The organism is Sphingobium sp. FW306-1B-F04DB (assembly GCF_058781925.1).
In genome coordinates this window covers 57,793-78,918 of the sequence record NZ_JBYSXE010000001.1, presented here as the reverse complement: position 1 = coordinate 78,918, position 21,126 = coordinate 57,793, and the positions used below count along the sequence as shown (strand labels likewise).

23 protein-coding genes are annotated in these 21,126 nt (G+C 65.4%); 14 read left to right on the top strand and 9 right to left on the bottom strand.

The window, feature by feature from the left end; all coding sequences use genetic code 11:
- Positions 1–2: 2 nt before the first annotated feature.
- From AC3WJD_RS00390 to AC3WJD_RS00380, 3 genes are all read right to left on the bottom strand, one after another.
- Positions 3–1,181, bottom strand: a complete 1,179-nt coding sequence (locus AC3WJD_RS00390) for an RsmB/NOP family class I SAM-dependent RNA methyltransferase (RefSeq protein ID WP_492743474.1) — start codon at positions 1,179–1,181, stop codon at positions 3–5.
- A 9-nt stretch (positions 1,182–1,190) separates the two neighbouring features.
- Positions 1,191–2,648 carry an IMP dehydrogenase gene (gene guaB / locus AC3WJD_RS00385; RefSeq protein ID WP_492743472.1) on the bottom strand — a complete coding sequence of 486 codons (1,458 nt, stop codon included), beginning with the start codon at positions 2,646–2,648 and terminating at the stop codon, positions 1,191–1,193.
- A gap of 70 nt (positions 2,649–2,718) precedes the next feature.
- Complete coding sequence (locus tag AC3WJD_RS00380; protein WP_492743470.1) at positions 2,719–4,170, bottom strand: M20/M25/M40 family metallo-hydrolase; 1,452 nt, start codon at positions 4,168–4,170, stop codon at positions 2,719–2,721.
- 114 nt (positions 4,171–4,284) lie between these two features.
- Between AC3WJD_RS00380 and AC3WJD_RS00375 the strand changes: the two genes are divergently transcribed.
- Genes AC3WJD_RS00375 through AC3WJD_RS00365 form a run of 3 tightly spaced genes read left to right on the top strand, consistent with a single transcriptional unit; the run spans position 4,285 to position 6,047 of the window.
- Positions 4,285–5,253, top strand: coding sequence for an SPFH domain-containing protein (locus tag AC3WJD_RS00375; RefSeq protein ID WP_492743468.1), 969 nt, complete (start codon positions 4,285–4,287; stop codon positions 5,251–5,253).
- A gap of 12 nt (positions 5,254–5,265) precedes the next feature.
- Positions 5,266–5,712, top strand: a complete 447-nt coding sequence (locus AC3WJD_RS00370) for an NfeD family protein (RefSeq protein ID WP_492743466.1) — start codon at positions 5,266–5,268, stop codon at positions 5,710–5,712.
- Entirely contained in the window at positions 5,709–6,047 is a 339-nt protein-coding gene (locus AC3WJD_RS00365; RefSeq protein WP_492743464.1) for a hypothetical protein, read from the top strand. Before AC3WJD_RS00370 ends, AC3WJD_RS00365 begins: the two co-directional genes overlap by 4 nt.
- Here AC3WJD_RS00365 and AC3WJD_RS00360 read toward each other — a convergent pair.
- Together AC3WJD_RS00360 and AC3WJD_RS00355 are read right to left on the bottom strand one after the other, a co-directional pair.
- Positions 6,004–6,477: a hypothetical protein gene (locus AC3WJD_RS00360; RefSeq protein WP_492743462.1), complete on the bottom strand. Its 474-nt coding sequence runs from the start codon at positions 6,475–6,477 to the stop codon at positions 6,004–6,006. The genes AC3WJD_RS00365 and AC3WJD_RS00360 overlap by 44 nt on opposite strands.
- A gap of 52 nt (positions 6,478–6,529) precedes the next feature.
- Positions 6,530–8,134, bottom strand: coding sequence for a phosphoenolpyruvate carboxykinase (locus AC3WJD_RS00355; protein ID WP_492743460.1), 1,605 nt, complete (start codon positions 8,132–8,134; stop codon positions 6,530–6,532).
- Positions 8,135–8,310: 176 nt separating this feature from the next.
- Here AC3WJD_RS00355 and AC3WJD_RS00350 point away from each other — a divergent pair, with 176 nt between their 5' ends.
- From AC3WJD_RS00350 to AC3WJD_RS00315, 8 genes are all read left to right on the top strand, one after another.
- Entirely contained in the window at positions 8,311–9,015 is a 705-nt protein-coding gene (locus AC3WJD_RS00350) for a response regulator transcription factor (protein ID WP_492743458.1), read from the top strand.
- Positions 8,984–10,558 carry a sensor histidine kinase gene (locus AC3WJD_RS00345; protein WP_492743457.1) on the top strand — a complete coding sequence of 525 codons (1,575 nt, stop codon included), beginning with the start codon at positions 8,984–8,986 and terminating at the stop codon, positions 10,556–10,558. Before AC3WJD_RS00350 ends, AC3WJD_RS00345 begins: the two co-directional genes overlap by 32 nt.
- A 3-nt stretch (positions 10,559–10,561) precedes the next feature.
- Positions 10,562–11,002, top strand: a complete 441-nt coding sequence (locus tag AC3WJD_RS00340) for an HPr kinase/phosphorylase (RefSeq protein WP_492743456.1) — start codon at positions 10,562–10,564, stop codon at positions 11,000–11,002.
- On the top strand, positions 10,999–11,925 hold the full coding sequence (gene rapZ / locus AC3WJD_RS00335) for an RNase adapter RapZ (protein WP_492743454.1): 927 nt from the start codon (positions 10,999–11,001) through the stop codon (positions 11,923–11,925). Before AC3WJD_RS00340 ends, rapZ begins: the two co-directional genes overlap by 4 nt.
- Positions 11,926–11,946: 21 nt before the next feature.
- Positions 11,947–12,351, top strand: coding sequence for a PTS sugar transporter subunit IIA (locus AC3WJD_RS00330; protein ID WP_119763512.1), 405 nt, complete (start codon positions 11,947–11,949; stop codon positions 12,349–12,351).
- Positions 12,348–12,620 (top strand): HPr family phosphocarrier protein, encoded by a 273-nt coding sequence (locus tag AC3WJD_RS00325; protein WP_492743451.1) that lies wholly within the window; start codon positions 12,348–12,350, stop codon positions 12,618–12,620. The genes AC3WJD_RS00330 and AC3WJD_RS00325 overlap by 4 nt, the downstream gene beginning before the upstream one ends.
- Before the next feature lie 4 nt (positions 12,621–12,624).
- Entirely contained in the window at positions 12,625–13,428 is an 804-nt protein-coding gene (locus AC3WJD_RS00320; RefSeq protein WP_492743449.1) for a TrmH family RNA methyltransferase, read from the top strand.
- 268 nt (positions 13,429–13,696) lie between these two features.
- Positions 13,697–14,326, top strand: coding sequence for an META domain-containing protein (locus AC3WJD_RS00315; RefSeq protein ID WP_492743447.1), 630 nt, complete (start codon positions 13,697–13,699; stop codon positions 14,324–14,326).
- Positions 14,327–14,330: 4 nt separating this feature from the next.
- On the opposite strand, the gene AC3WJD_RS00310 is transcribed toward AC3WJD_RS00315, so the two are convergent.
- Positions 14,331–15,746 (bottom strand): DNA recombination protein RmuC, encoded by a 1,416-nt coding sequence (locus AC3WJD_RS00310; protein ID WP_492744063.1) that lies wholly within the window; start codon positions 15,744–15,746, stop codon positions 14,331–14,333.
- 156 nt (positions 15,747–15,902) lie between these two features.
- Here AC3WJD_RS00310 and AC3WJD_RS00305 point away from each other — a divergent pair, with 156 nt between their 5' ends.
- Positions 15,903–16,355, top strand: coding sequence for a hypothetical protein (locus AC3WJD_RS00305; protein WP_492743445.1), 453 nt, complete (start codon positions 15,903–15,905; stop codon positions 16,353–16,355).
- An 8-nt stretch (positions 16,356–16,363) separates the two neighbouring features.
- Here the strand turns inward: AC3WJD_RS00305 and def are convergent, their stop codons facing one another.
- Positions 16,364–16,891: a peptide deformylase gene (gene def, locus AC3WJD_RS00300; protein WP_492743443.1), complete on the bottom strand. Its 528-nt coding sequence runs from the start codon at positions 16,889–16,891 to the stop codon at positions 16,364–16,366.
- Positions 16,892–16,932: 41 nt separating this feature from the next.
- Positions 16,933–17,529: a recombination mediator RecR gene (recR, locus tag AC3WJD_RS00295; RefSeq protein WP_492743441.1), complete on the bottom strand. Its 597-nt coding sequence runs from the start codon at positions 17,527–17,529 to the stop codon at positions 16,933–16,935.
- A gap of 51 nt (positions 17,530–17,580) precedes the next feature.
- Between recR and fmt the strand changes: the two genes are divergently transcribed.
- Together fmt and truA are read left to right on the top strand one after the other, a co-directional pair.
- Entirely contained in the window at positions 17,581–18,486 is a 906-nt protein-coding gene (fmt, locus tag AC3WJD_RS00290; RefSeq protein WP_492743439.1) for a methionyl-tRNA formyltransferase, read from the top strand.
- On the top strand, positions 18,483–19,226 hold the full coding sequence (gene truA / locus AC3WJD_RS00285) for a tRNA pseudouridine(38-40) synthase TruA (protein WP_492743438.1): 744 nt from the start codon (positions 18,483–18,485) through the stop codon (positions 19,224–19,226). The genes fmt and truA overlap by 4 nt, the downstream gene beginning before the upstream one ends.
- A gap of 3 nt (positions 19,227–19,229) precedes the next feature.
- On the opposite strand, the gene AC3WJD_RS00280 is transcribed toward truA, so the two are convergent.
- Positions 19,230–21,122 (bottom strand): XrtA/PEP-CTERM system amidotransferase, encoded by a 1,893-nt coding sequence (locus tag AC3WJD_RS00280; protein WP_492743437.1) that lies wholly within the window; start codon positions 21,120–21,122, stop codon positions 19,230–19,232.
- Positions 21,123–21,126 lie beyond the last annotated feature (4 nt).

Sequence of the window (21,126 nt, the reverse complement as noted above, 5' to 3'; positions counted from 1 at the left end):
TGTCACGGCCGCCTGACCCTCGCAACGAAAAAGCCGTCGGTCTGATCCCTGGCCGGGGTGAGCAGTGTGCCGTCTCCCCATATCCGTCCAACATGGGGCAAAGCCCTTTCGGGCGTCAAGGATGAATGCCGACTGAGCATTGCCGCCACCTGATCCCTGCCTTCGCTGTCGAGCACCGAACAGACAGCGTAGACCAGCACCCCGCCCGGACGCAGAAGGGGCACCGCAAGGTCGATGATCCGCGCCTGAAGCGCATTGAGCGCGGTCAATCGTTGCGGCGTCAATCGCCAGCGCGCTTCGGGGTTCCGTCGCCATGTCCCCGTACCCGAGCATGGCGCATCGACCAGCACGATGTCGGCCTGGCCGGCGAGGTCGGCCAGATTTTCGGCTTCACGCCCGCCGTCGAGCAGGCGCAGTTCTATATTGGACGCTCCGGCGCGCGCAGCACGCGGCGGCAGACGATCGAGCCGTGACTTGACTGTGTCACACGCGACCAGCCGTCCCTGCCCCGCCATGTCCGCCGCGAGCGCGAGCGTCTTGCCGCCTGCGCCAGCGCAGAGGTCGACCGCCGTCATCCCCGGACGGGCGCCGCAGACCTCGGCTATCAACTGGCTGCCCTCATCCTGGATCTCGATGCTGCCGCCCTGCCAGAGCGGGTGCGCCTCGACCGCAAAGCCCTCGGGCAACCGGATCCCGTCACGCGCATGGGCGGTCGCCACGGCTTCGGGAAGCGCGGCGAGCACCGCATCACGCGAAGTCCTGAGCCGGTTGACGCGCAGGTCGAGCGGCGCGCGTTCGAGCAGCGCGTCGGCCTCGCCATCGCCCAGCGCTGCGATCTGGCCTGCCAACCATTCGGGTACGGCGCTTGCGGGCGCAGCCGGCTCGTCGTCGGCGATCGCTGACGGTCCGTGCGCGGTGCCGTCGAACAGCGCGGCGAGCGCGGCGTCATTGCGCGCGAGCCCGACCAGCGCCGCACGGCCCGAAGACGGTCTGTCGCCGGTGCGCCGGATCGCGTCATAGACAAGATCGCGGACCGCGCGCCGGTCCTTGGACCCGGCATAGCGCCGCGTCTTGAAATAGCGCGCGATCAGCGTGTCGGCGGCGGCACCGCCATCGCGCGCTGCGACGATGATCTCGTCGAGCAGCTCGATGGCGGCCTGGACGCGGGCCTGGGGCGTCATCCGCCAGCCCTAACGCGTCGGATAGTTGGGCGCCTCGCGCGTGATGGTGACGTCATGGACATGGCTTTCGCGCAGGCCTGCATTGGTGATGCGGACGAAACGAGCACGCTCCTTGAGCTCCCCAATCGTGCGTGCGCCGGTATAGCCCATCGCTGCCTTCACACCACCGACGAGCTGGTGGATCACGTCCTTTGCGGGACCCTTGTAGGGCACTTGGCCCTCGATGCCTTCAGGGACGAGCTTGAGCTGGTCCTTGATGTCCTGCTGGAAATAGCGGTCGGCCGAGCCGCGCGCCATCGCGCCCACCGAACCCATGCCACGGTACGATTTGTAGGCGCGGCCCTGATAGAGGAAGGTCTCGCCCGGCGCCTCCTCGGTACCCGCGAGCAGCGAGCCGACCATGACGCTGCCCGCACCAGCCGCAAGCGCCTTGGCGATGTCACCCGACGTCCGCAGGCCGCCATCGGCAATCACCGGAACGCCCGACCTGGCTGCTTCCTCAGCCGATTCCATCACCGCGGTCAGCTGCGGCACGCCCACGCCCGCGACGACGCGCGTCGTGCAGATCGAGCCCGGGCCGATGCCGACCTTGATGCCGTCGGCGCCCGCGCCGATCAGCGCGCGCGTTGCCTCGGCGGTCGCGACGTTGCCCGCGACGATCTGGACCGAATTGGAGAGCTTCTTGATCCGCTCGACCGCGGCCGAGACCATCTTCGAATGGCCGTGCGCGGTGTCGACGACGATCAGGTCGCACTCGGCGTCGATCAGTGCCTCGGTGCGCTCGAACCCCTTGTCGCCCACCGTGGTGGCGGCGGCGACGCGCAGGCGGCCCGAGCTGTCCTTGGTCGCGTCGGGATAGTTGACCGCCTTCTCGATGTCCTTGACCGTGATGAGCCCGACACAGTGATAAGCCTCGTCGACCACAAGCAGCTTTTCGATCCGACGCTGATGCAGAAGGCGGCGTGCTTCTTCCTGGCTGACGCCGGCCTTTACCGTGGCCAAATTCTCGTGTGTCATCAGTTCGGAAATGGGTTGGCCAGGATTTTCGGCAAAGCGGACATCGCGGTTGGTAAGGATGCCGACAAGCTTGCCGCCGGGCTCGACGACGGGGATGCCCGAGATCTTGTGGTGCGCCATCAGCGCCTGCGCCTCGGCGAGCGGCCTGTCGGGCGCGATCGTGATCGGATTGACCACCATGCCCGATTCGAAGCGCTTGACCGCGCGGACCGCGTCGGCCTGTTCCTCGATGCTCAGATTGCGGTGGAGCACGCCGATGCCGCCCAGCTGCGCCATGACGATCGCCATGTCGGCCTCGGTCACGGTGTCCATCGCGGACGACAGGATCGGGATGTTGAGCCCGATTTCGCGCGTCACGCGGGTACGCGTGTCGGCCTGGCTGGGCATGACCTCGGATTCGCCGGGGCGAAGCAGAACGTCGTCGAATGTGAGACCGAGGGCGATGTCCATGCGGTCTAGACTCCTTTGGCGGGGGTTTGGGCGGCTCTGTAAACAAGCTGCGCGGGGGAGGAAAGTGGGTTCACCGGCGGTATTCCTTCGGATCGGCGAGGATGCGCGCGAGGGCGACATGGAAGGTCGCGTCGTCGGCGGCGCCGCCAAGCTCGGTGGCGGCGGTCAGTTCGTCGGCGGGGCCGTGATAGGGTCCGGCAAGAAAGGTATCGAGGCGCGACTTGTCGCTGAACGCGCTGACCAGCATAACCGCCGGGATTCCCTTTTCACTGAAGGCGGCGCCGTCCTGGCGGCCGAGATAGGCATCGGCATCGCCGTCCGGATCGATCGCACGTCCGGTACGCGCCGCAGCGCGCGCGATCGGCGCGTCGAGCCTGCCGCCGCGGCCGATGACCGCGATCGGCGTGCCCCTGGGCGCGAGCGCGACGGTGTCGACATTGAGCACCGCCTGGATGGAATCGAGCGGAACAACGGGTCGCTCTACAAAGGCCTTCGCGCCAAGCAGCCCCTTTTCCTCCGCAGTGGTCGCGACGAAATAGATGTCGCGCACCGGCGCTGGGCCGTGCCGCAGCTTGCGCGCGACCTCGATCATCATCGCGATGCCGCTCGCATTGTCGACCGCCCCGTTGCAGATGCGGTCGGGTTCACCCTCGGGGCGGCAGATGCCGAGATGGTCCCAGTGGCCTGTGATCAGAACCGCGCCGTTGCCCGGCGCGCTCCCTGTAATCTTGCCGATCACGTTGAAGCTTTCATAACGCCGTACCGTCATGTCGACCGAGAGCGTCGCCTGCAGACCGAGCATCTGCCCCGTATAGCCCGGCTGCCCCGCCTCATCGACGAGCGCGGCAATCTCGAGTCCGGCGGCATGAACCAGTGCGGCCGCAGCCTCGAGCGTCATGACGCCGTCGATACCCGGCGTTGCGGCCGAGGCGATCCACGTTCCCTGCCGGGCATAGCCACGGCGCAGCGATTCGAACGGTGTCTCTCCGCCCGCGATACCAATCACGGCGGCCGCACCGCGCCGCAGGAGCGCGTTGCGGCGTTCGGCGAAGTCGGGAATATCCGGCCGCCCGTCGGGTGCGTCGCGGAGCAGTAGCACAACCTTGTCCGTCGGATCAGGCAGCGCGTCCGTCACGCCATAGCCCAGAAACAGCGCAGGCGCCGTGTCCACGCGGGATTGCCCTTGCCAGCTGCGCAACGCCACGTCGTCGGCGTCGATCGCGATCTTCGTGCCGTCGTGCGCAAAGCTGGCTGATGCGCCGATCACCGAACGCTCGATCAGTTCGACGCTCTGGAACCAGGGGCGATCGGTCGCGCCCGAGACAAGCCCCGCCTTGCTGAACTGATCGGCGATATAGGCGATGGTTTTTGTCTGGCCCGGGGTGCCCGGCGCGCGGCCCTCATAGCCGTCGCTTGCAAGTTCCGCGATGTGCGCGCGCAGATCGGCTTCGGCGATAATGTCCCCCGGAGGGGCGCCTGCGATCAAGAGCGGCAGCAGACCCGCGAACAGCAATGACTTCATCGCAGGCCATTGGCAGCGAATTCCCGCGGCCGCAACCCCCCGCCCCAATTCCGCTTGGCGCTGGGCCAATCTCGCGGCAGTATCCGCAGCGGTATATCCGGGGGGATTGTTGGAATGAGCCTGTTCTTCATCATCGTTGCCATACTCGCGATTGCTTTCGTCTTCGCGGGCGTCACCGTCGTACGGCAGGGCTTCATGTACACGATCGAGCGGTTCGGCCGTTTCACGCACGTCGCACAGCCCGGCTTCAACCTGATCATTCCCTTTGTCGACCGGGTCGGGCGCAAGGTGAACATGATGGAGCAGGTTCTCGATATTCCGGGCCAGGAGATCATCACCAAGGACAATGCGATGGTCGCGGTCGACGGTGTGGTGTTCTTCCAGGTGCTCGATCCGGCCAAGGCGGCCTATGAGGTCTCCGATCTCTTTGTCGCCCTTCTCCAGCTGACGACGACCAATCTGCGTACCGTGATGGGTTCGATGGACCTCGACGAGCTTCTGTCCAAGCGCGACGAAATCAACGCGCGGCTGCTTTCGGTCGTCGATCACGCGACGACACCCTGGGGCGTCAAGATCACGCGCGTGGAGGTGAAGGACATTCGCCCGCCCGCCGATATCTCGAACGCCATGGCACGTCAGATGAAGGCCGAGCGGGAGAAGCGCGCGGTGATCCTCGAGGCCGAAGGAAGCCGCGCCTCCGAGATCCTGCGCGCCGAAGGCCAGAAACAGTCGCAGATCCTCGAGGCCGAAGGCCGCCGCGAGGCGGCCTTCCGCGACGCCGAGGCGCGCGAACGCTCGGCCGAGGCTGAGGCCAAGGCGACGCAGATGGTGTCCGAGGCGATCGAGAAGGGCAGCGCGCAGGCGATCAACTATTTCGTTGCCCAGAAATATGTCGAGGCGGTGAGCCAGTTCGCGACCTCGCCCAATGCAAAGACGATCCTGTTCCCGGTCGAGGCGACACAGCTGATCGGCACGCTGGGTGGGATCGGCGAACTGGCGAAAGATGCACTGGGCAAGGACGGCGGTACGCCGCCCGCCTCCCCGGCTCGCCCGCGACGCCCCGGTCCGTTCGAACAGGCCTGACAGGAGGGTAAGATGCTGGAGGTGTTGCCGCTCGAAGCGCACTGGGTCTGGATGATCCTTGCCGCCATTCTCGGCACTGCCGAGATCATCATGCCGGGCTTCTTCCTGATCTGGATCGGGCTCGCAGCACTGCTGACGGGCGTGATCACTCTGCTTGCCGGCATTGGCGAACCCGCGCAGTTCGCGACCTTCGCGGTGCTGTCGATCGCCGCAGTCTATGCCGGACGACGCTGGTTCGCGCTCAACCCGATCGAGACGAGCGATCCGCTGCTCAACGACCGCACCGCGCGGCTCGTAGGCGAGACCGTTACGGTGGTCGAGCCGATCGAGGGCGGCACCGGCCGCGTACGCGTGGGCGACGGTGTCTGGATCGCGACCGGGGTCGATGCGCCCATCGGAACACGGTTGCGCGTAACGGGCGCGGTCAATGGACGCCTGACCGTGGAGCCGTTGCCATGATCATTCTGCGCCGGTGGACGGGCCGGATTCGCACCGCCGACCGTGATGACTATGTCCGCTATATCGAGCTCACCGGCGGAGCCGATTATAGCGCGACGCACGGCAATCTTGGCTTCCAGATGCTGATGCGCGACCTGGGCGACGGCACCAGCGAGGTGACGACGCTGAGCTGGTGGAACTCGCTCGACGCGATCAGGGGTTTTGCCGGCGAAGACATCACCAAAGCGCGCTATTATCCCGAGGACGACCGCTACCTGCTCGAGAGGCCCGAACATGTCGAGCATCACGAAGTCATGCTGGGGCGGATGATCGTCGGAGGCACGGCAGAGGACTGAGATCGGGCTCGACGAAGCCGTGCCGCGCCGCGACCGAAAACAGTCTTGCGCGGCTGTAGAAGCGAAGGGGCCAGTCGCGCCGCCCCTTGTCCGAAAGCAGCAGGGCATTGACGACCTCGACCAGCGGCGCTTCGCGCGGACACTCCGCCAGATGCAGCCGCACGCCGCGCACAAAACACTGCGTGACCGTCTCGTGATAGCCGTTGTGATCGTCGTTCACGCCTCCGACGCTCTCATTGAAGCGCGAGATGATCGTCGGCAAAGCGCCCTCTGCGTCGATGTCAGGCCGCTCGCGCACCAGCCAGGTGCAGGCGGCCAGATGCGCCTCATGCGTCCATTCGGCGCGCGTCAGCGTGCAAGACAACAGCCCCTCGCCGATATGGCGGATTGCAGCGTCGTCGGGGAACAGTCTTGGTGTGTATTCAGTCATTTCCGGGCTCTCATTTCTTGGCTGAGAGCCCGGAAATTCCCTCTCCGAACTCTCAGGCGGCCTTTGGCGCCGCTTGCTTTACGCTTTCATCGACATGGCTTTCGAATTGCTCGAAATTGTCGATGAATTGCTGGACCAGCCTTTGCGCGGTCGCGTCGTATTCGTCCTTGTCGGTCCAGGTCGCGCGCGGATCGAGGATCGCGCTGTCGACGCCCGGCACTGCGACGGGCACCTGGAAGCCGAAATTGGGATCGGTGCGGAACTCAACATCTTTCAGGCTGCCGTCAAGCGCCGCGTTGAGCAGCGCGCGCGTCGCCTTGATCGGCATGCGACTGATGCCGGGCATCGTCGCCTTGCCGCCCGTCCAGCCGGTGTTGACCAGCCAGCAATCGACACCGCCCTTCGCGATCCGCTCCTTGAGCAGATTGCCATAGACCGACGGATGGCGCGGCATGAAGGGTGCGCCGAAGCAGGTCGAGAAGGTCGCCTCGGGCTCGGTCACGCCGATTTCGGTGCCCGCAACGCGCGCCGTGTAGCCCGAAAGGAAGTGATACATCGCCTGATCGGGCGTCAGCTTCGCGATCGGGGGCAGTACGCCATAGGCGTCCGCGGTCAGCATGATCACGTTTTTAGGCACCGGCCCCATATTATGCTCGGACGCATTGGGGATGAAATCGATCGGGTAGGAACCACGGCTGTTCTCGGCGAGGCTGTTGTCGTCGAGATCGAGTTCGCGCGTCTCGGGATCGATCACCACATTCTCGAGCACAGTGCCGAAGCGCTTGGTGGTCGCATGGATTTCCGGCTCGGCTTCGGGCGAAAGGCGGATCATCTTGGCGTAGCAACCGCCTTCGAAGTTGAAGACCGCGGTGTCGGACCAGCCATGCTCGTCATCACCGATGAGCGTGCGGCTGGCATCGGCCGAAAGCGTCGTCTTGCCCGTGCCCGAAAGCCCGAAGAAAATCGCGGTGTCGCCACCAGGGCCGATATTGGCCGAGCAGTGCATCGGCATGATGCCCTTGACGGGCAGCTTGTAGTTGAGGATGCCGAACACCGACTTCTTCATCTCGCCCGCATAGGCGGTGCCGCCGATCAGGATCAGCTTGTCGGTGAAGTTAACCGCGATCACGGTTTCCGAACGCGTGCCGTGGCGCTCGGGATCGGCACGGAAGCTGGGCAGGTCGATGATCGTGAACTCAGGCACGAAATCGGCGAGTTCGGACACGTCGGGGCGGACGAGCAACGTGCGGATGAAGAGGTTGTGCCATGCCAGCTCGTTGATCACGCGCACCTTGACGCGATGCTCGGGCTGCGAGCCGCCGAACAGGTCCTGCACGAACAGCGTCTTCTTCTCGGCGACCGCCTTCAGGAAATCGGCCTTGAGCGCCGCGAAGTGCTCGGGGGTCATCCCGACGTTGGTCTTGCCCCACCATACCGTGTTCTCGGTTTCCGCATCGCGGACGATGAACTTGTCCGTGGCCGAGCGGCCGGTGTGCTTGCCCGTGGCGACGACGAGCGGGCCCTCCTTGGCGAGGATTCCCTCGCCGCGGTTGAGCGCAAACTCCACGAGCGGAGCGGTATCGAGGTTCCAGTACAATTCCGCGCTGGTGTCGATCCCCTGCTGAGCGAGTGTGAATTTGGGTGCGCTATCGGCCACCTTTTGTCTCCTGAAACCGAAATGGTGCGACGCGGCGCCGAGTGCGCGCGCGTTGAATTCCCTTCGGCGCATATCGAAGCACGACCCTTGTGCAACAAGACAACGCTATCAGGGGGATTTGCCCCGGATCATGTGTTGCATTAGAGCGGCAGGGGTCAAAGGGAGCAGTTCAGGTCATGTCAGCAACGATCGCGCTCGTCGACGATGACCGCAATATTCTGACCTCGGTCTCGATCGCGCTGCAGGCCGAAGGTTTCGTGACGCGGCTCTACACCGATGGCGAAAATGCGCTGAAGGCGCTGACCGAGAATCCTCCCGATCTTGCGGTGTTCGATATCAAGATGCCGCGCATGGATGGTCTCGAGTTGCTGCGCCGGCTGCGCGAGAAGAGCAATCTGCCGGTCATCTTCCTGACCTCGAAGGACGACGAACTGGACGAGGCGCTCGGGCTCGCCATGGGCGCCGACGACTATATTTCAAAGCCCTTTTCCCAACGGCTGCTGATTGCGCGCATCCGCGCGATCCTGCGCCGTACCGAACTGGCGGCACAGCCCCCGGGCGAGCAGGAGGAAGAGGTCGAGTTGCTGGTGCGCGGGCGGCTCGAGATGGATCCGGCACGGCACCGCGTGACCTGGGGCGGCAAGGAAGTGACGCTGACCGTCACCGAGTTCCTGATCCTGGAATCGCTTGCGCGGCGGCCAGGTGTGGTCAAGACGCGCGATCAGCTTATGGACGCGGCCTATCAGGAGGACATGTATGTCGACGACCGCACGATCGACAGCCATATCAAGCGCCTCCGCCGCAAGTTCCGGCAGGTCGACGAGCAGTTCGACGCGATCGACACCCTTTATGGACGAGGCTACCGTTTTACCGAAGAATGACGAGAGCGACCTTTCGCTCCGCTGGTCGGGGCGATTGTCGCTCACGCCGCGCATCCTCGCGGTCAATATCTTCGCGCTCGCGCTGCTTGCGGGCGGCTTCGTCTACCTCGACAGCTATCGCGCGCGCCTCGTCGACGAACGCAGCATGCAGGCCGCGCGCGAGATAGAGCTGATGGCGCAGGCGATCACGCTTGGTGGCAGTGATGCGCGTGACGCACTCATCCTGTCCTTCGCGAAGGAAGGCGAGGGCCGGCTGCGTCTTTACGGCGCTGATGGCAAGGTCGTCGCGGACAGCTGGCGGCTGGGACCGCCCAACTATGTGTTGCGCGATCCCGACAGCGAACCCTGGCAGCGCCATGTGGCGCGCTTCCTTGATCGCGTCATCGACCGTATCGTCTGGGCCGATCGTCTCGGCGGCTTCAGCGAACCGCGGGTCGACACTGCCGCCGCATGGCCCGAAGTGGCGAGCGCGCGTGCTACGGGCGGCCCTGCTACGCGCTTGCGCTATGCGCCTGATCGCACGCCGATGTTATCGGCGGCGATAAGGCTGCCGGATCACAGCGGCACGCTGCTGCTCACCGAGAATACGCGCGATATCACGCGCATCGTGCGCGCCGAGCGGCTGCGGCTCGGCATCGTCGCCCTTGTCGTCAGCATCGTCTCGATCCTGTTGTCGCTGTTCCTTGCGAGAACCATCGTGCGCCCGCTGCGCCGACTCGCGCGCGCGGCGGTCCGCGTACGCCTCGGGCGTGCACGCGACGTCGAGGTGCCGCGCCTGCCCGAGCGTCGTGACGAGATCGGTATGCTCGCGCGTGCGCTCGCTGACATGAGCCATGCGCTCAATGTGCGGATCGACGCGATCGAGGCCTTTGCTGCGGACGTGACGCACGAGCTCAAGAATCCGCTGGCATCGCTGCGATCGGCGGTCGAAAGCCTCCAGGCGGTCAAGGACCCCTTGCTCCAGGCGCAGTTGCTCGACATCGTCCGCGACGATGTGCTCCGGCTTGACCGGCTGATCACCGATGTCGCCGACGCGTCGCGGCTCGACGCGCAGCTCTCGCGCGCCGCTTTCGAGCCCGTCGATCTCGGCCCGATGATCGAGAACCTCCTCAAGTCGCGCGAGCAGCGCGGCACCGATGGCGATGTCCACATCGCCTTCGCGCGCCCGCGCAAGGGCACTGCTGTCGTCCCCGGCGATGCATCCAAACTGATTCGCGTCGTCGAGAACCTGCTCGACAATGCGGCATCCTTCTCCCCCAAGGGGGGGCTTGTCCGTATCGATGCCACGCGCGACGGAGATTCGATCCTGCTGGCGGTCGAGGATGAAGGGCCCGGCGTCCCCGCTGACATGCGCGACGCGATTTTTCGCCGTTTTCACAGCGATCGCCCCGAAAGTGACGGTTTCGGGCGACATTCGGGCCTTGGTCTGGCGATAGCAAAGACGATCATCGAAGGGCATAATGGCCGGATCACGGTTCATGACAGGCCCGATTCGCACCGGGGGGCGCGATTCGTGGTCACCCTTCCAGTCGCGGAGCTCTAGTCCATGGCATTGCTGTCGTCGGAAATGCTGCATGCCTCATCGGTCGAGATTGGCGGGCGCGCCGTATTGATCGAAGGACGCTCGGGTTCGGGAAAGTCCGATCTGGCGCTTCGCCTGATCGATCGCGGCGCGCGCCTGGTCAGCGACGATTATACGCTGGTCAAGCGCGAGCGCGGCGGCCTTCTCGCCACCGCCGCGCCCAATATCGCGGGCAAGATCGAGGTACGTGGGCTCGGCATCATCGATCTGGGCAACGTCGAGGACGTTCCCGTCGGCCTCGTCGTGACATTGAGCGATGCCGTTGAGCGCATCCCCGTCGCAGAGGCGACGCGCAAGATTGCGGGGATCGCGGTTCCCGTCGTCGCGCTCAACGGGCTCGAAGCGTCAGCCCCCGTCAAAGTCGAGCTCGCGCTGCGCCAGATCGGCATGCCGCTTTCGGCATGAGCCAGGTCGCGCGCCCCAAACGCATCCTGCTCGTCACCGGCATGTCTGGCGCGGGCAAGTCGGTCGTGATGAACTGTCTCGAGGACCTGGGCTGGGAGGCGGTGGAAAATCTCCCGCTCGGCCTGCTCGACCGCCTGCTTGCCACGCCGCAGGCACTTGGCGCCACCGACAGCGATCGTCCATTGGCTCTCGGCATCGACAGTCGTACGCGTGGCTTCGATGCCGACCGCATCATCATGCGCATCAAGCAGCTGCGCGAGTTGCACGGGCAGGTTGTCGAGACACTCTTTCTCGATTGCAGCGGCAGCGAGTTGCAGCGTCGCTATTCGGAGACGCGCCGGCGGCATCCGATGGCCCAGGATCGCCCGGTATCCGACGGCATCGCGCGAGAACGCGAACTGACGGCGCCGCTGCGCCACTGGGCCGAGCACATCATCGACACAACCGAAACCAGCTCGAACGAACTGCAGCAACGCATCCGTGCGCGCTTCGGCGGTATCACCGGCGAGGAGCCGACGCTGACCGTCATGTCCTTCGGTTTCGCACGCGGCGTGCCGCGCAGCGCTGATCTCGTCTTCGACATGCGCTTCCTGCGCAATCCGCACTGGGTCGACGACCTGCGACCGATGAGCGGTCTCGACGAAGCCGTCGGGGCATATGTCGCGCAGGACCCCGCCTATGATCAGGCGCTGCGCCAGATCGAGTCGCTGCTTCTGCTGCTGCTTCCGCGCTACCGCCATGAAGGCAAATCCTATCTGACGATTGCCTTTGGCTGTACCGGCGGGAGACACCGCTCGGTCCATGTCGCCCAGCGTGTGGGGGAACGGTTGCGCTACGAAGGATTTTCGCCCACGGTCGCCCACCGCGATCTGGCCACGACTCCATCCGATGCGATGGAAGGAGAGCCGGACAATGGGTCGTAGGACAAGGACACAGGACGTTTCATGATCGGTTTGGTGCTGGTTACCCATGGCCTTCTGGCGAAGGAATTCGTGGTTGCCATGGAGCATGTGGTCGGGCCGCAAGACGCCATCGCGCCGATCTGCATCGGTCCTGACGACGATATGGATCTGCGCCGGCAGGATATTGCCGACGCAATCGCCAATGTCGACAGCGGCAAGGGTGTGATCCTGCTGACCGACCTGTTCGGCGGCACGCCCTCCAACCTCGCGATCTCGCTGATGAAACCCGGGCATATAGAGGTGATCGCAGGGATCAACCTGCCGATGCTCATCCGGCTTGAGGGCGCGCGCCGGACGATGAACGTCAAGGACGCCGTCGCCGCCGCGCGCGAAGCCGGCCGCAAATATATCAGCGTGGCATCCGAGGTTCTGGGAGAATCTGTTTGAACGGGGTTTCGCGAACGGTGCAGATCACCAACAGGCGCGGACTGCACGCGCGCGCGAGTGCCAAGTTCGTTACGCTCGCCGCGCAGCAGAGCGCAACGGTCGAGGTCGAAAAGGACGGATCGACCGTGACCGGAACCTCGATCATGGGGTTGATGATGCTGGGTGCGGCGATGGGCGACCAGGTCACGATCAGCGCGCGCGGGGATGGCGCGGAGGCCGCGGTTGCGTTGCTTGCCGAACTCGTCGAGGCCAAGTTCGGCGAGGATTGAACGCGTGCCGCGCGAAATTACAGGCTTTTCCAACCCGTTGATCAAGCGTGTCCGCGGTCTGCGCGAGAAGAAGCATCGCAAGCGCGAAGGGCTTTTTCTCGCCGAGGGGCTGCGGATCCTCGCCGAGGCCGAGGAAGCCGGGTTCCTGCCCGAAATGCTGTTCTATGCGCGCGAATCCGCGGATCATCCGATCGTGCGGCGCCTTGTCGCCGCGACCGAAGCCGCGGGCGGCGACGTCATCGAGACGATTCCCGACATCCTCCACAAGCTTTCGGGCAAGGAAAACCCGCAGACGGTGATCGGCGTTTATCCCGACATGCTGACCCCGCTCGATCAGCTTGACCGCAATGTCGCTGACATCTGGATCGTCGCGCAGTCGCTCAGGGATCCGGGCAATCTCGGTACAATCCTGCGCACGGGTGATGCGGTCGGCGCGGGCGGGCTTATCCTCGTTGACGACTGCGTCGACCCCTTTTCCGTAGAGGCAGTGCGCGCCAGCATGGGTGCACTGTTCACGCAGAAGATCACGACGGCACGTTGGCCCGAATTCCTGGCCTGGCTGCGAAGCGGGCCGGGGCAACTGATCGGCACCAGTCTCAATACCGATCACGATTATCAGGCGCCGCGCTACGAGAGCCCGGCGTTTCTCTTGGTTGGCAATGAATCTCAGGGACTTCCGTCAAGCTACGAAAATAATTGCGATATCCTTGTAAAGATGCCGATGATGGGCAAGGCTGACAGCCTCAACGCCGCGATCGCCACCGCGGTGATGGCCTATGAGTTGCTCAATCAGAAACGCGCCCGCTAGAGCGGCACGCGTTAAGTCGGGTTCAGTGCTCCTGCGAAAGCAGGAGCCCATCTGTTCGGGCGGCTGTTGTTTGCAGCATGGGCTCCGGGTCAAGCCCGGAGCACAGGTAGGGACATGGCTCAGATTTGGCACACGCCGCCCTAGGGGAACCAACACGCGATTTCGTTGTTGAAGCGACATGAAAATCGCTCTGCCTCTTGCCACCCTACTGCTCATCGCCTGCACCGCGAACAGCCCGGGCCCGCAACAGCCTGTGGCCCCGGTAGCCGTGAACTACCGTGCAATCGGCACCGAGCCGGGCTGGACGGTGGCGATATCGCCTGCGCAGATCGACTATCAGGGCGATTATGGTGCGACGCGCATCACCCTGCCCCGCCCCCAGCTGCGCACCAGCTTCAACGGGCACCGCTATGAAGCCAAGGACGAGGTGCATTCGCTTGTGGTCGATGTCACGCATGTCCGATGCAGCGACGGGATGAGCGATCGCGTCTATCCCGACAGCGTGATGGTGATCGCCGACGGCAAGACCGTGAAGGGTTGCGGCGGGGCCGTGATCCCGCCGGCGGCGCTGGCCGGCACCAGTTGGTCGATCGCGAGCATAGCTGGCAGCGCGGTGCCCGAGGACGGCAGGCCGGCAAGTCTCGCCTTTACCGGCGACCGGCTGAGCGGCAGCAGCGGCTGCAACCGTTTTTCGGGCAGCTATACGCAGACCGGGGACAGATTGAGCCTGGCACAGGTCGCCTCGACCAAGATGGCCTGCGCGGCACCCGCGATGGAGCAGGAGCGCAAGCTGTTCACAATCCTGTCCGGAGACGTGACGGAGCACTATCGCGACGGCGACACGCTCGTCATCTCGGGCCGTGACGGCGGCGAAATAGTCCTCAAGCGCGCAATCTGAGGCCCTATTCGGCCGCGTCCTGCTTGCGCTCTTCGATCTCGGCGGGCGACGGCAGAAGCTCGGTCGGCTGACGCGCGAGCGTGTCGACGCTTTCCATCGCCTCGATCTCTTTCGCGCCCGTCTCGACATTGAGGTCGCGGAACTTGCGTCCCGTTACCAGCACGCGCCCCTCGAAGCTCGCGACGAACTTGTTGTAGTTGTCCACCGCGCTGTTGAGTCCGCCGCCGACGCGCTTGAGATGGCCCGCGACCGTGACGAGCCGCTCGTACATCTCCTTGCCCAGAGCCCCGATCTGCTGCGCCTCCTCGGCGAGCTTCTCCTGCCGCCAGACGCTGGCGACGGTCCGCGCGATCGCGACGAGGTTGGTCGGCGTTGCGAGCAACACGCGGCGCTCGAACGCCCACTCCCACAGGCCGTCGTCCTGTTCGAGCGCGGCCGACAGGAAATGTTCCCCCGGAATGTACATCACGACATAGTCGGCGGCCTTGCCGAAGCGTTCCCAATAGCTTTTCTCGCCGAGCTGGCGCGCATGGTTCCGGATCGATGCCGCGTGCGATTTCAGATGGTTGAGCCGCGTTGTTTCATCGACTTCTTCGGATGCATCGAGATAGGCGGATAGTGAGCATTTGGCGTCGATCACCAGTTCGCGACCACCGGGGAGGCGCACGATCACGTCAGGGCGCAGTCTGCCGTCATCGGTGTCGACCGAAACTTCGGTACGGAAATCGGCATGCGGCGAGAGACCCGCCTGTTCGAGCACGTTGCGCAGCGACTGTTCGCCCCAGCGCCCCCGCGCCTTGGGGCTCGAACGCAGCGCGTTGACGAGACGCGCGGCCTCGTCCTTCACCTGCCCCTGCCCCACGCGCACCTGATCCACCTGCTCGCGCAACATCGCATAGCTGTCGACGCGATCTTTTTCGACGCGCTGCAGCCCTTCCTCATAGCGCTTGAGCGTGGTTTCGACGGGGGTGAGCAGCGCCTTCAACTGCGCCTCGCTCTTTTCGCCCGCCTGATGGAAGCGCTGGTCGGCGCGATCGAGGAATTGGCGCTGCGCCTCGCTCAGCAGCTTCTGCCCGACCTCGCTGAACTGCGCCGAAAGCGCCTCCTTGGCCTCGAGCAGTGCCTTGATCTGATCCTGCAGCGCCTGTTCGCGCGCGGCACGCTCGGCGCGCAGTGCGGCGACTTCGGTCCGCGCCGCCTCGCGCTCGCTCGATGCCTCGGCCAATGCCTGCTGGAGCAGCGGCACCGCCTTGGCGCGCTCCTCGGCGCCCGCCAGATCGGTTATTGCCTTGCGGAAATTGTCGAGATGCTGGTCGCGCTCGCCCCGCGCGGCCGCGGTCGAACGCCCGCCCAGGAACCAGCCAAGCCCGAGCCCCGTCAACAGCGCGACGACGACAGCAAGCATCACAACAGGCGTTATCATCACTCAGCCCCGCAAGAACATTAAGTGAACCTTTGCCCGTTTGGAGCCCGGCTGGCAAGCGGTGGCGTCCCCCAAATCGGCTCATCGCGGTGACGGTGCGCTCGGTCGGCTAAAAGACTGGCGGATGCGCCACGGCTTGGGCAGGATCGAAGCATGAAGCCAGTCACCGTTGCGATCGCCCTTCTGGCGCTGCTTGCCGCCTGCCAGAAATCCGAACCCGAACAGAAGAATGAGTCCGACAACACCGCTTCCGCGCCAACCAACGCGGTCGCACCGGCTCCGCCTCCCGCCAATGCCCTGCCGCCGGCGGATGCCAATCTTCGTTTCGTTGGCACCTGGGCGGCGGACAAGGATCTGTGCGCGGGTGGCGCCTGGCGCTTCACCGAGCGCGGGGTCGGCACCGCAGGCGAGGTTTCGTGCGACTTCGACCGGATCAACCCGGTGCCGGGCGGCTATGACATCGCCGCGATGTGTCGCGCCGAAGGCGAGGAAATGCGCAATACGCTGCGGCTGCGCTTCGCCGAGTCGGCGGGTGCGATGATGGTGGAGGCCGACCGCATCTTTCAGCCGATCGGCCTGATCTATTGCGGGCCGGCGCCGGGCTGAGGCTTGCCTCAGGCCGCGTTCTTGCGCGCCTTGGCCAGCTTCTTGAGGATCATGTCCTTCTTCAGCTTCGACAGATGGTCGATGAAGAGGATGCCCTCGAGATGGTCCATCTCGTGCTGGATGCAGGTCGCGAGCAGCCCATCGAGGCGTTCCTCGTGCGGATTGCCATCATAGTCGAGCCAGCGCGCGCTGATTTCGGCGGGGCGGATGACATCGGCATATTGATCAGGCACCGACAGGCAACCTTCCGAATAGACCGCCATCTCCTCGGAAGGATCGAACAGTTCGGGGTTGATGAACACCAGCGGCTTGCGGACCACGGGGCCGCCCTCTTCCTCGGGTTCCTGTAGGTCGATGACGAGCACGCGCTTGGGCACGCCCACCTGAATCGCCGCGAGCCCGATTCCGGGCGCGTCGTACATCGTCTCGAACATGTCGTCGATGAGCGCACGGAGTTCATCGTCGACCTTGTCGACGGGCGTGGAAATCGTGCGCAGACGCGGGTCGGGCGTCTCGAGGATCGGAAGAATGGCCATGAGGGCTAATTAGTCGCAGCAGTCCGGCTTTTCAACCGCGCTCAGGCGACGGGACGACGCGCGCGCAACGCCTGCGCCAGCGTGCCTTCGTCGAGATAGTCGAGCTCGCCGCCGACGGGCAGGCCGTGCGCAAGCTGCGTGATCCGCACGGGATATTGCTCGATACGCTCGGCGATATAGTGCGCGGTCGTCTGTCCCTCGAGCGTGGCGTTCATCGCTAGCACGACCTCGTCGATGCCGCCCGCGGCGATGCGGCGGATCAGGCTGTCGATTGCCAGGTCTTCGGGCCGCACACCCTCGAGCGCCGAAAGCCGCCCACCGAGGACATGGAACTTGCCCGGGAACAGCCGCGACCGATCGAGCGCCCAGAGGTCGGACACTTCCTCCACCACGCACAGCGCGCGCGAATCGCGGCGCGGGTCGGTGCACACGCCGCACGGATTGACGGTATCGACATTGCCGCAGATGCCGCAGGTGTCGAGCCGTTCGTTTACCACCTCGAGCGCGCGGAGCAGCGGCGCCATCGCACTTTCGCGCTTCTTGAGCAGATAGAGCACCGCGCGGCGCGCCGATCGCGGTCCCAATCCGGGGAGACGCGCCAGCGCCTGGGTGAGCATTTCGATCTCGGGTGATGCCATGCGCTCAGATAAGGGCTTGCACTCCCTTCTGCCAAGCGGTTGAGAGACATCATGCGCATAGCCTTCATGGGAACCCCCGAATTCGCTGTCCCGACGCTCGATGCACTGGTCACCGCGGGCCATGATGTCGTGGCAGTCTACAGCCAGCCGCCGCGCCGTGCGGGGCGCGGAAAGGCGCTGTCGCCCTCTCCCGTTCATCGTCGTGCCTTAGAACTGGGCATCGTCGTCATGACGCCACTTTCGCTCAAGGGCGCGGAAGAACAGGCGAAATTCGCGGCGCTCGGTCTCGATGCCGCGGTGGTCGCTGCCTATGGCCTGATCCTGCCGCGCGCGATCCTCGACGCGCCGAAGCTGGGTTGCCTCAACGTCCACGCCTCGCTGCTGCCGCGCTGGCGGGGTGCCGCGCCAATCCACCGTGCGATCCTCGCGGGCGACGCAGTGACGGGCGTGACGATCATGGACATGGAAACGGGGCTCGATACCGGGCCAATGCGCGCGAAGGTGGAAACGCCGGTGGATCGCAAGACCGCAGGCGCGCTGACCGACGAACTTGCCGAAAAGGGCGCGGCGCTGATGGTCGAAGTCTTGTCCAACCCCGTTGCCTATCCCTGCAAACCCCAGCCCGACGACGGCGTCACCTATGCCGCCAAGATCGAGAAGGCCGAGGCGCGGCTCGATTTCACGCAGTCCGCCGAAGTGGTCGAGCGCCAGATCCGGGCATTCAACCCCGCACCGGGCGCATTTTTCGAGCTCAACGGCGAGCGCATCCGCATCCTCGAAGCACAGCCGGAGCCCGGTTCGGGCACCGCGGGCACGGTGAACGACGACGCGCTCGGCATCGCCTGCGGGTCGGGCGTATTGCGTCCGCTGCTGGTTCAGCGCGCCGGGCGCAGCGCCATGACGCCCGTCGAACTGCTGCGCGGCTTTGCGATCGCAGCGGGAACGCGGCTCGAATGACGCGCTTCGCGCTCACCGTCGAGTTCGATGGCCGCCCTTTCATGGGCTGGCAGCGTCAGGCGCACGGCCCCAGCGTGCAAGCGGCGATCGAGGATGCCGCCGACACGATATTGGGTCATGCCGTCACGCTCCATTGTGCCGGGCGCACCGATGCGGGGGTCCACGGCCTTGGCATGCGCGCGCATCTGGAAACCGGCAAATCGATCACCGCCTTCCGGCTGATGGAGGCGCTCAATGGCCGGCTGCGGCCCAACCCCGTCGCCATCCTCGCCTGCGAGATCGTCGCGGATGACTGGCACGCGCGCTTCTCGTGCATCGGACGGCGCTACGAATACCACATCGTCAATCGCCGTGCGCCGCTCACGCTCGAAAAGGGTCTCGCCTGGCGCGTGATCCAGCCGCTCGATGCCGATGCCATGCATGGGGCCGCGCAACGCCTCGTCGGGCGGCATGACTTCACCACCTTCCGTTCGGTGCACTGCCAGTCCGAAAGCCCGGTGAAGGCGCTCGACGAACTCGATGTCGTGCGCGAGGGCGACCGGATCATCGTCCATGCCGCGGCGCGCTCGTTCCTGCATCATCAGGTGCGCTCCATGGTCGGCTGCCTCGCGCTCGTCGGCCAGGGCAAATGGAGCGCCGATGACCTGCAGGCGGCACTCGAGGCGCGCGACCGCGCCGCGCTCGGCCTCAACGCGCCTCCCGACGGGCTTTATTTCATCGAGGCGACCTACCCCGACTGATGCTCAGCGGAACAGGCGGGCGAGCGAGCGGTCGAGCATCAGCAACTGCCAGAGCAGCCGGCCATGATCGCTCATGCCGCTGCGATGCGCCGAGACGATGCCCTCAAGCGCGGCCATGTTGAACCAGCCCGTCTCCGCGAGCGTCGAGCCGCGCGCGATATGTTCGGCCTCGTCGGCGAGCGCGCCGCGAAACCAGGCGCTGATCGGCGTGACGAAGCCCATTTTGGGGCGATAGAGGATCTGTTCGGGCAGGTAGCGCTCCATCGCCTTCTTCATCAGCCATTTGCCCGTGCCGCCCCGCAGCCGCATCGAAGCGGGCAGCGAGGCGGCGAATTCGACGAGGCGGTGGTCGAGCAGCGGCTCGCGCGCCTCGAGGCTCACCGCCATGCTGGTGCGGTCGACCTTGGTGAGGATGTCGCCGGGCAGCCAGATCTTGAGGTCGGCATATTGCGCGCGGTCGAGCGCGTCACGTGCGGGCGCTACCTTCATCGCCGCCTCGTAACGCGCTTCGGCACGGTGCCCCTGAAGCGCGCGCGTCGCCTCTGCACTGAAGATGCGCTGGCGCAGCGCCGGCGGCGTGACGCCAACCGCGGTGGCATAGGCATGCGCGCCGTCGGTTGCGAGCGCCTGAAAGGTCGTCCGGGCGCGCAGCGGGCGCGGCGCCCAGTCCGCCTTGGGCCAGATTCGGCCGAGCGTGCCGAACAGGTTCCGGCGCATGCCTTCGGGCACCAGACCGCGGACGCGTTCCTCGGCGGCATGGAAGCGATAGCGCCGATAGCCCGCAAAGGCCTCGTCCGCGCCATCGCCCGAAAGCGCCACGGTCACTGTCTCGCGCGCCAGTTCGCAGACACGGTAGGTGGGCAAGGCCGAGGCGTCGGCAAAGGGCTCATCAAAGGCGGCGACAAGCGTGTCGATCAACGCAAAATCATCGGCGGCGACGATTCGCTCGCGGTGCTCGGTTGCAAAGCGTTCGGCGACGAGCCGCGCGTGCTGTGTCTCGTCATGGTCGGCCTGATCGAAGCCGATCGAGCAGGTCTGCACCGCGCGATTGCTGGCCTCGGCCATCAGCGCAACGACGCTCGAGCTGTCGACCCCGCCTGAAAGAAAGGCCCCCAGCGGCACGTCGGCGATCATGCGCGAGGTGACCGCCGCGCGCATGCGCTCAACCAGTTCCTCCTCAAGCGCGCGCGCCGATCCGCGGGCGCGCCGGCTGAAATCCACGTCCCACCATTGCGTGGGCGCTGGCACGGACTTGCCGCGCTCGACCAGCAGATAATGACCCGCGGGAAGCTTCTCGACGCCCGCTATGATGCTGGCGTCATCGGGGACATAGCCAAGGCCCAGAAAATCCTCGGCGGCGCGGATGTCGGGCTGGCGACGGAACAGCGGATGCGCCATCAGCCCCTTGAGCTCCGAGGCGAAGGCAAGGCTGCCGTCGGACAGGCGTACGATGTGCAGCGGCTTAACGCCAAGCCGGTCGCGCGCAAGGAACAGCGCCTGGCGTTTCCCATCGAACAGCGCGAAGGCGAACATGCCGTGGAAGCGCGTCAGGCAGTCGATACCCCATTGGCGCCAGCCATGGACGATGACCTCGGTATCGCTGTGCGTGCGGAAGACATGCCCATGCCCTTCGAGCTCGGCGCGCAGTTCCGCGAAATTGTAGATCTCGCCATTATAGGTGACGGTGATCTGCCCGTCGGCGCTCGCCATCGGCTGTGCGCCGCCTTCCAGATCGATGATCGACAGGCGCCGGTGCCCGAGGCCTACGCCAGGAGCGGTCCAGACTCCCGATCCGTCGGGCCCGCGATGCGCGAGCGCATCGGCCATCATGCGGATCCGCGCCGGATCGACGGGCTTCGGCGTATTGAGATGGAACAGGCCCGCGACTCCGCACATGGTA

Excerpts from the sequence above, each read along its gene's own strand:
- AC3WJD_RS00390 (WP_492743474.1), bottom strand. The coding sequence starts at position 1,181 with ATGACGCCCCAGGCCCGCGTCCAGGCCGCCATCGAGCTGCTCGACGAG.
- guaB (WP_492743472.1), bottom strand. The coding sequence starts at position 2,648 with ATGGACATCGCCCTCGGTCTCACATTCGACGACGTTCTGCTTCGCCCC.
- AC3WJD_RS00380 (WP_492743470.1), bottom strand. The coding sequence starts at position 4,170 with ATGAAGTCATTGCTGTTCGCGGGTCTGCTGCCGCTCTTGATCGCAGGC.
- AC3WJD_RS00375 (WP_492743468.1), top strand. The coding sequence starts at position 4,285 with ATGAGCCTGTTCTTCATCATCGTTGCCATACTCGCGATTGCTTTCGTC.
- AC3WJD_RS00370 (WP_492743466.1), top strand. The coding sequence starts at position 5,266 with ATGCTGGAGGTGTTGCCGCTCGAAGCGCACTGGGTCTGGATGATCCTT.
- AC3WJD_RS00365 (WP_492743464.1), top strand. The coding sequence starts at position 5,709 with ATGATCATTCTGCGCCGGTGGACGGGCCGGATTCGCACCGCCGACCGT.
- AC3WJD_RS00360 (WP_492743462.1), bottom strand. The coding sequence starts at position 6,477 with ATGACTGAATACACACCAAGACTGTTCCCCGACGACGCTGCAATCCGC.
- AC3WJD_RS00350 (WP_492743458.1), top strand. The coding sequence starts at position 8,311 with ATGTCAGCAACGATCGCGCTCGTCGACGATGACCGCAATATTCTGACC.
- AC3WJD_RS00345 (WP_492743457.1), top strand. The coding sequence starts at position 8,984 with ATGGACGAGGCTACCGTTTTACCGAAGAATGACGAGAGCGACCTTTCG.
- AC3WJD_RS00340 (WP_492743456.1), top strand. The coding sequence starts at position 10,562 with ATGGCATTGCTGTCGTCGGAAATGCTGCATGCCTCATCGGTCGAGATT.
- rapZ (WP_492743454.1), top strand. The coding sequence starts at position 10,999 with ATGAGCCAGGTCGCGCGCCCCAAACGCATCCTGCTCGTCACCGGCATG.
- AC3WJD_RS00330 (WP_119763512.1), top strand. The coding sequence starts at position 11,947 with ATGATCGGTTTGGTGCTGGTTACCCATGGCCTTCTGGCGAAGGAATTC.
- AC3WJD_RS00305 (WP_492743445.1), top strand. The coding sequence starts at position 15,903 with ATGAAGCCAGTCACCGTTGCGATCGCCCTTCTGGCGCTGCTTGCCGCC.
- def (WP_492743443.1), bottom strand. The coding sequence starts at position 16,891 with ATGGCCATTCTTCCGATCCTCGAGACGCCCGACCCGCGTCTGCGCACG.
- recR (WP_492743441.1), bottom strand. The coding sequence starts at position 17,529 with ATGGCATCACCCGAGATCGAAATGCTCACCCAGGCGCTGGCGCGTCTC.
- fmt (WP_492743439.1), top strand. The coding sequence starts at position 17,581 with ATGCGCATAGCCTTCATGGGAACCCCCGAATTCGCTGTCCCGACGCTC.
- truA (WP_492743438.1), top strand. The coding sequence starts at position 18,483 with ATGACGCGCTTCGCGCTCACCGTCGAGTTCGATGGCCGCCCTTTCATG.
- AC3WJD_RS00280 (WP_492743437.1), bottom strand. The coding sequence starts at position 21,122 with ATGTGCGGAGTCGCGGGCCTGTTCCATCTCAATACGCCGAAGCCCGTC.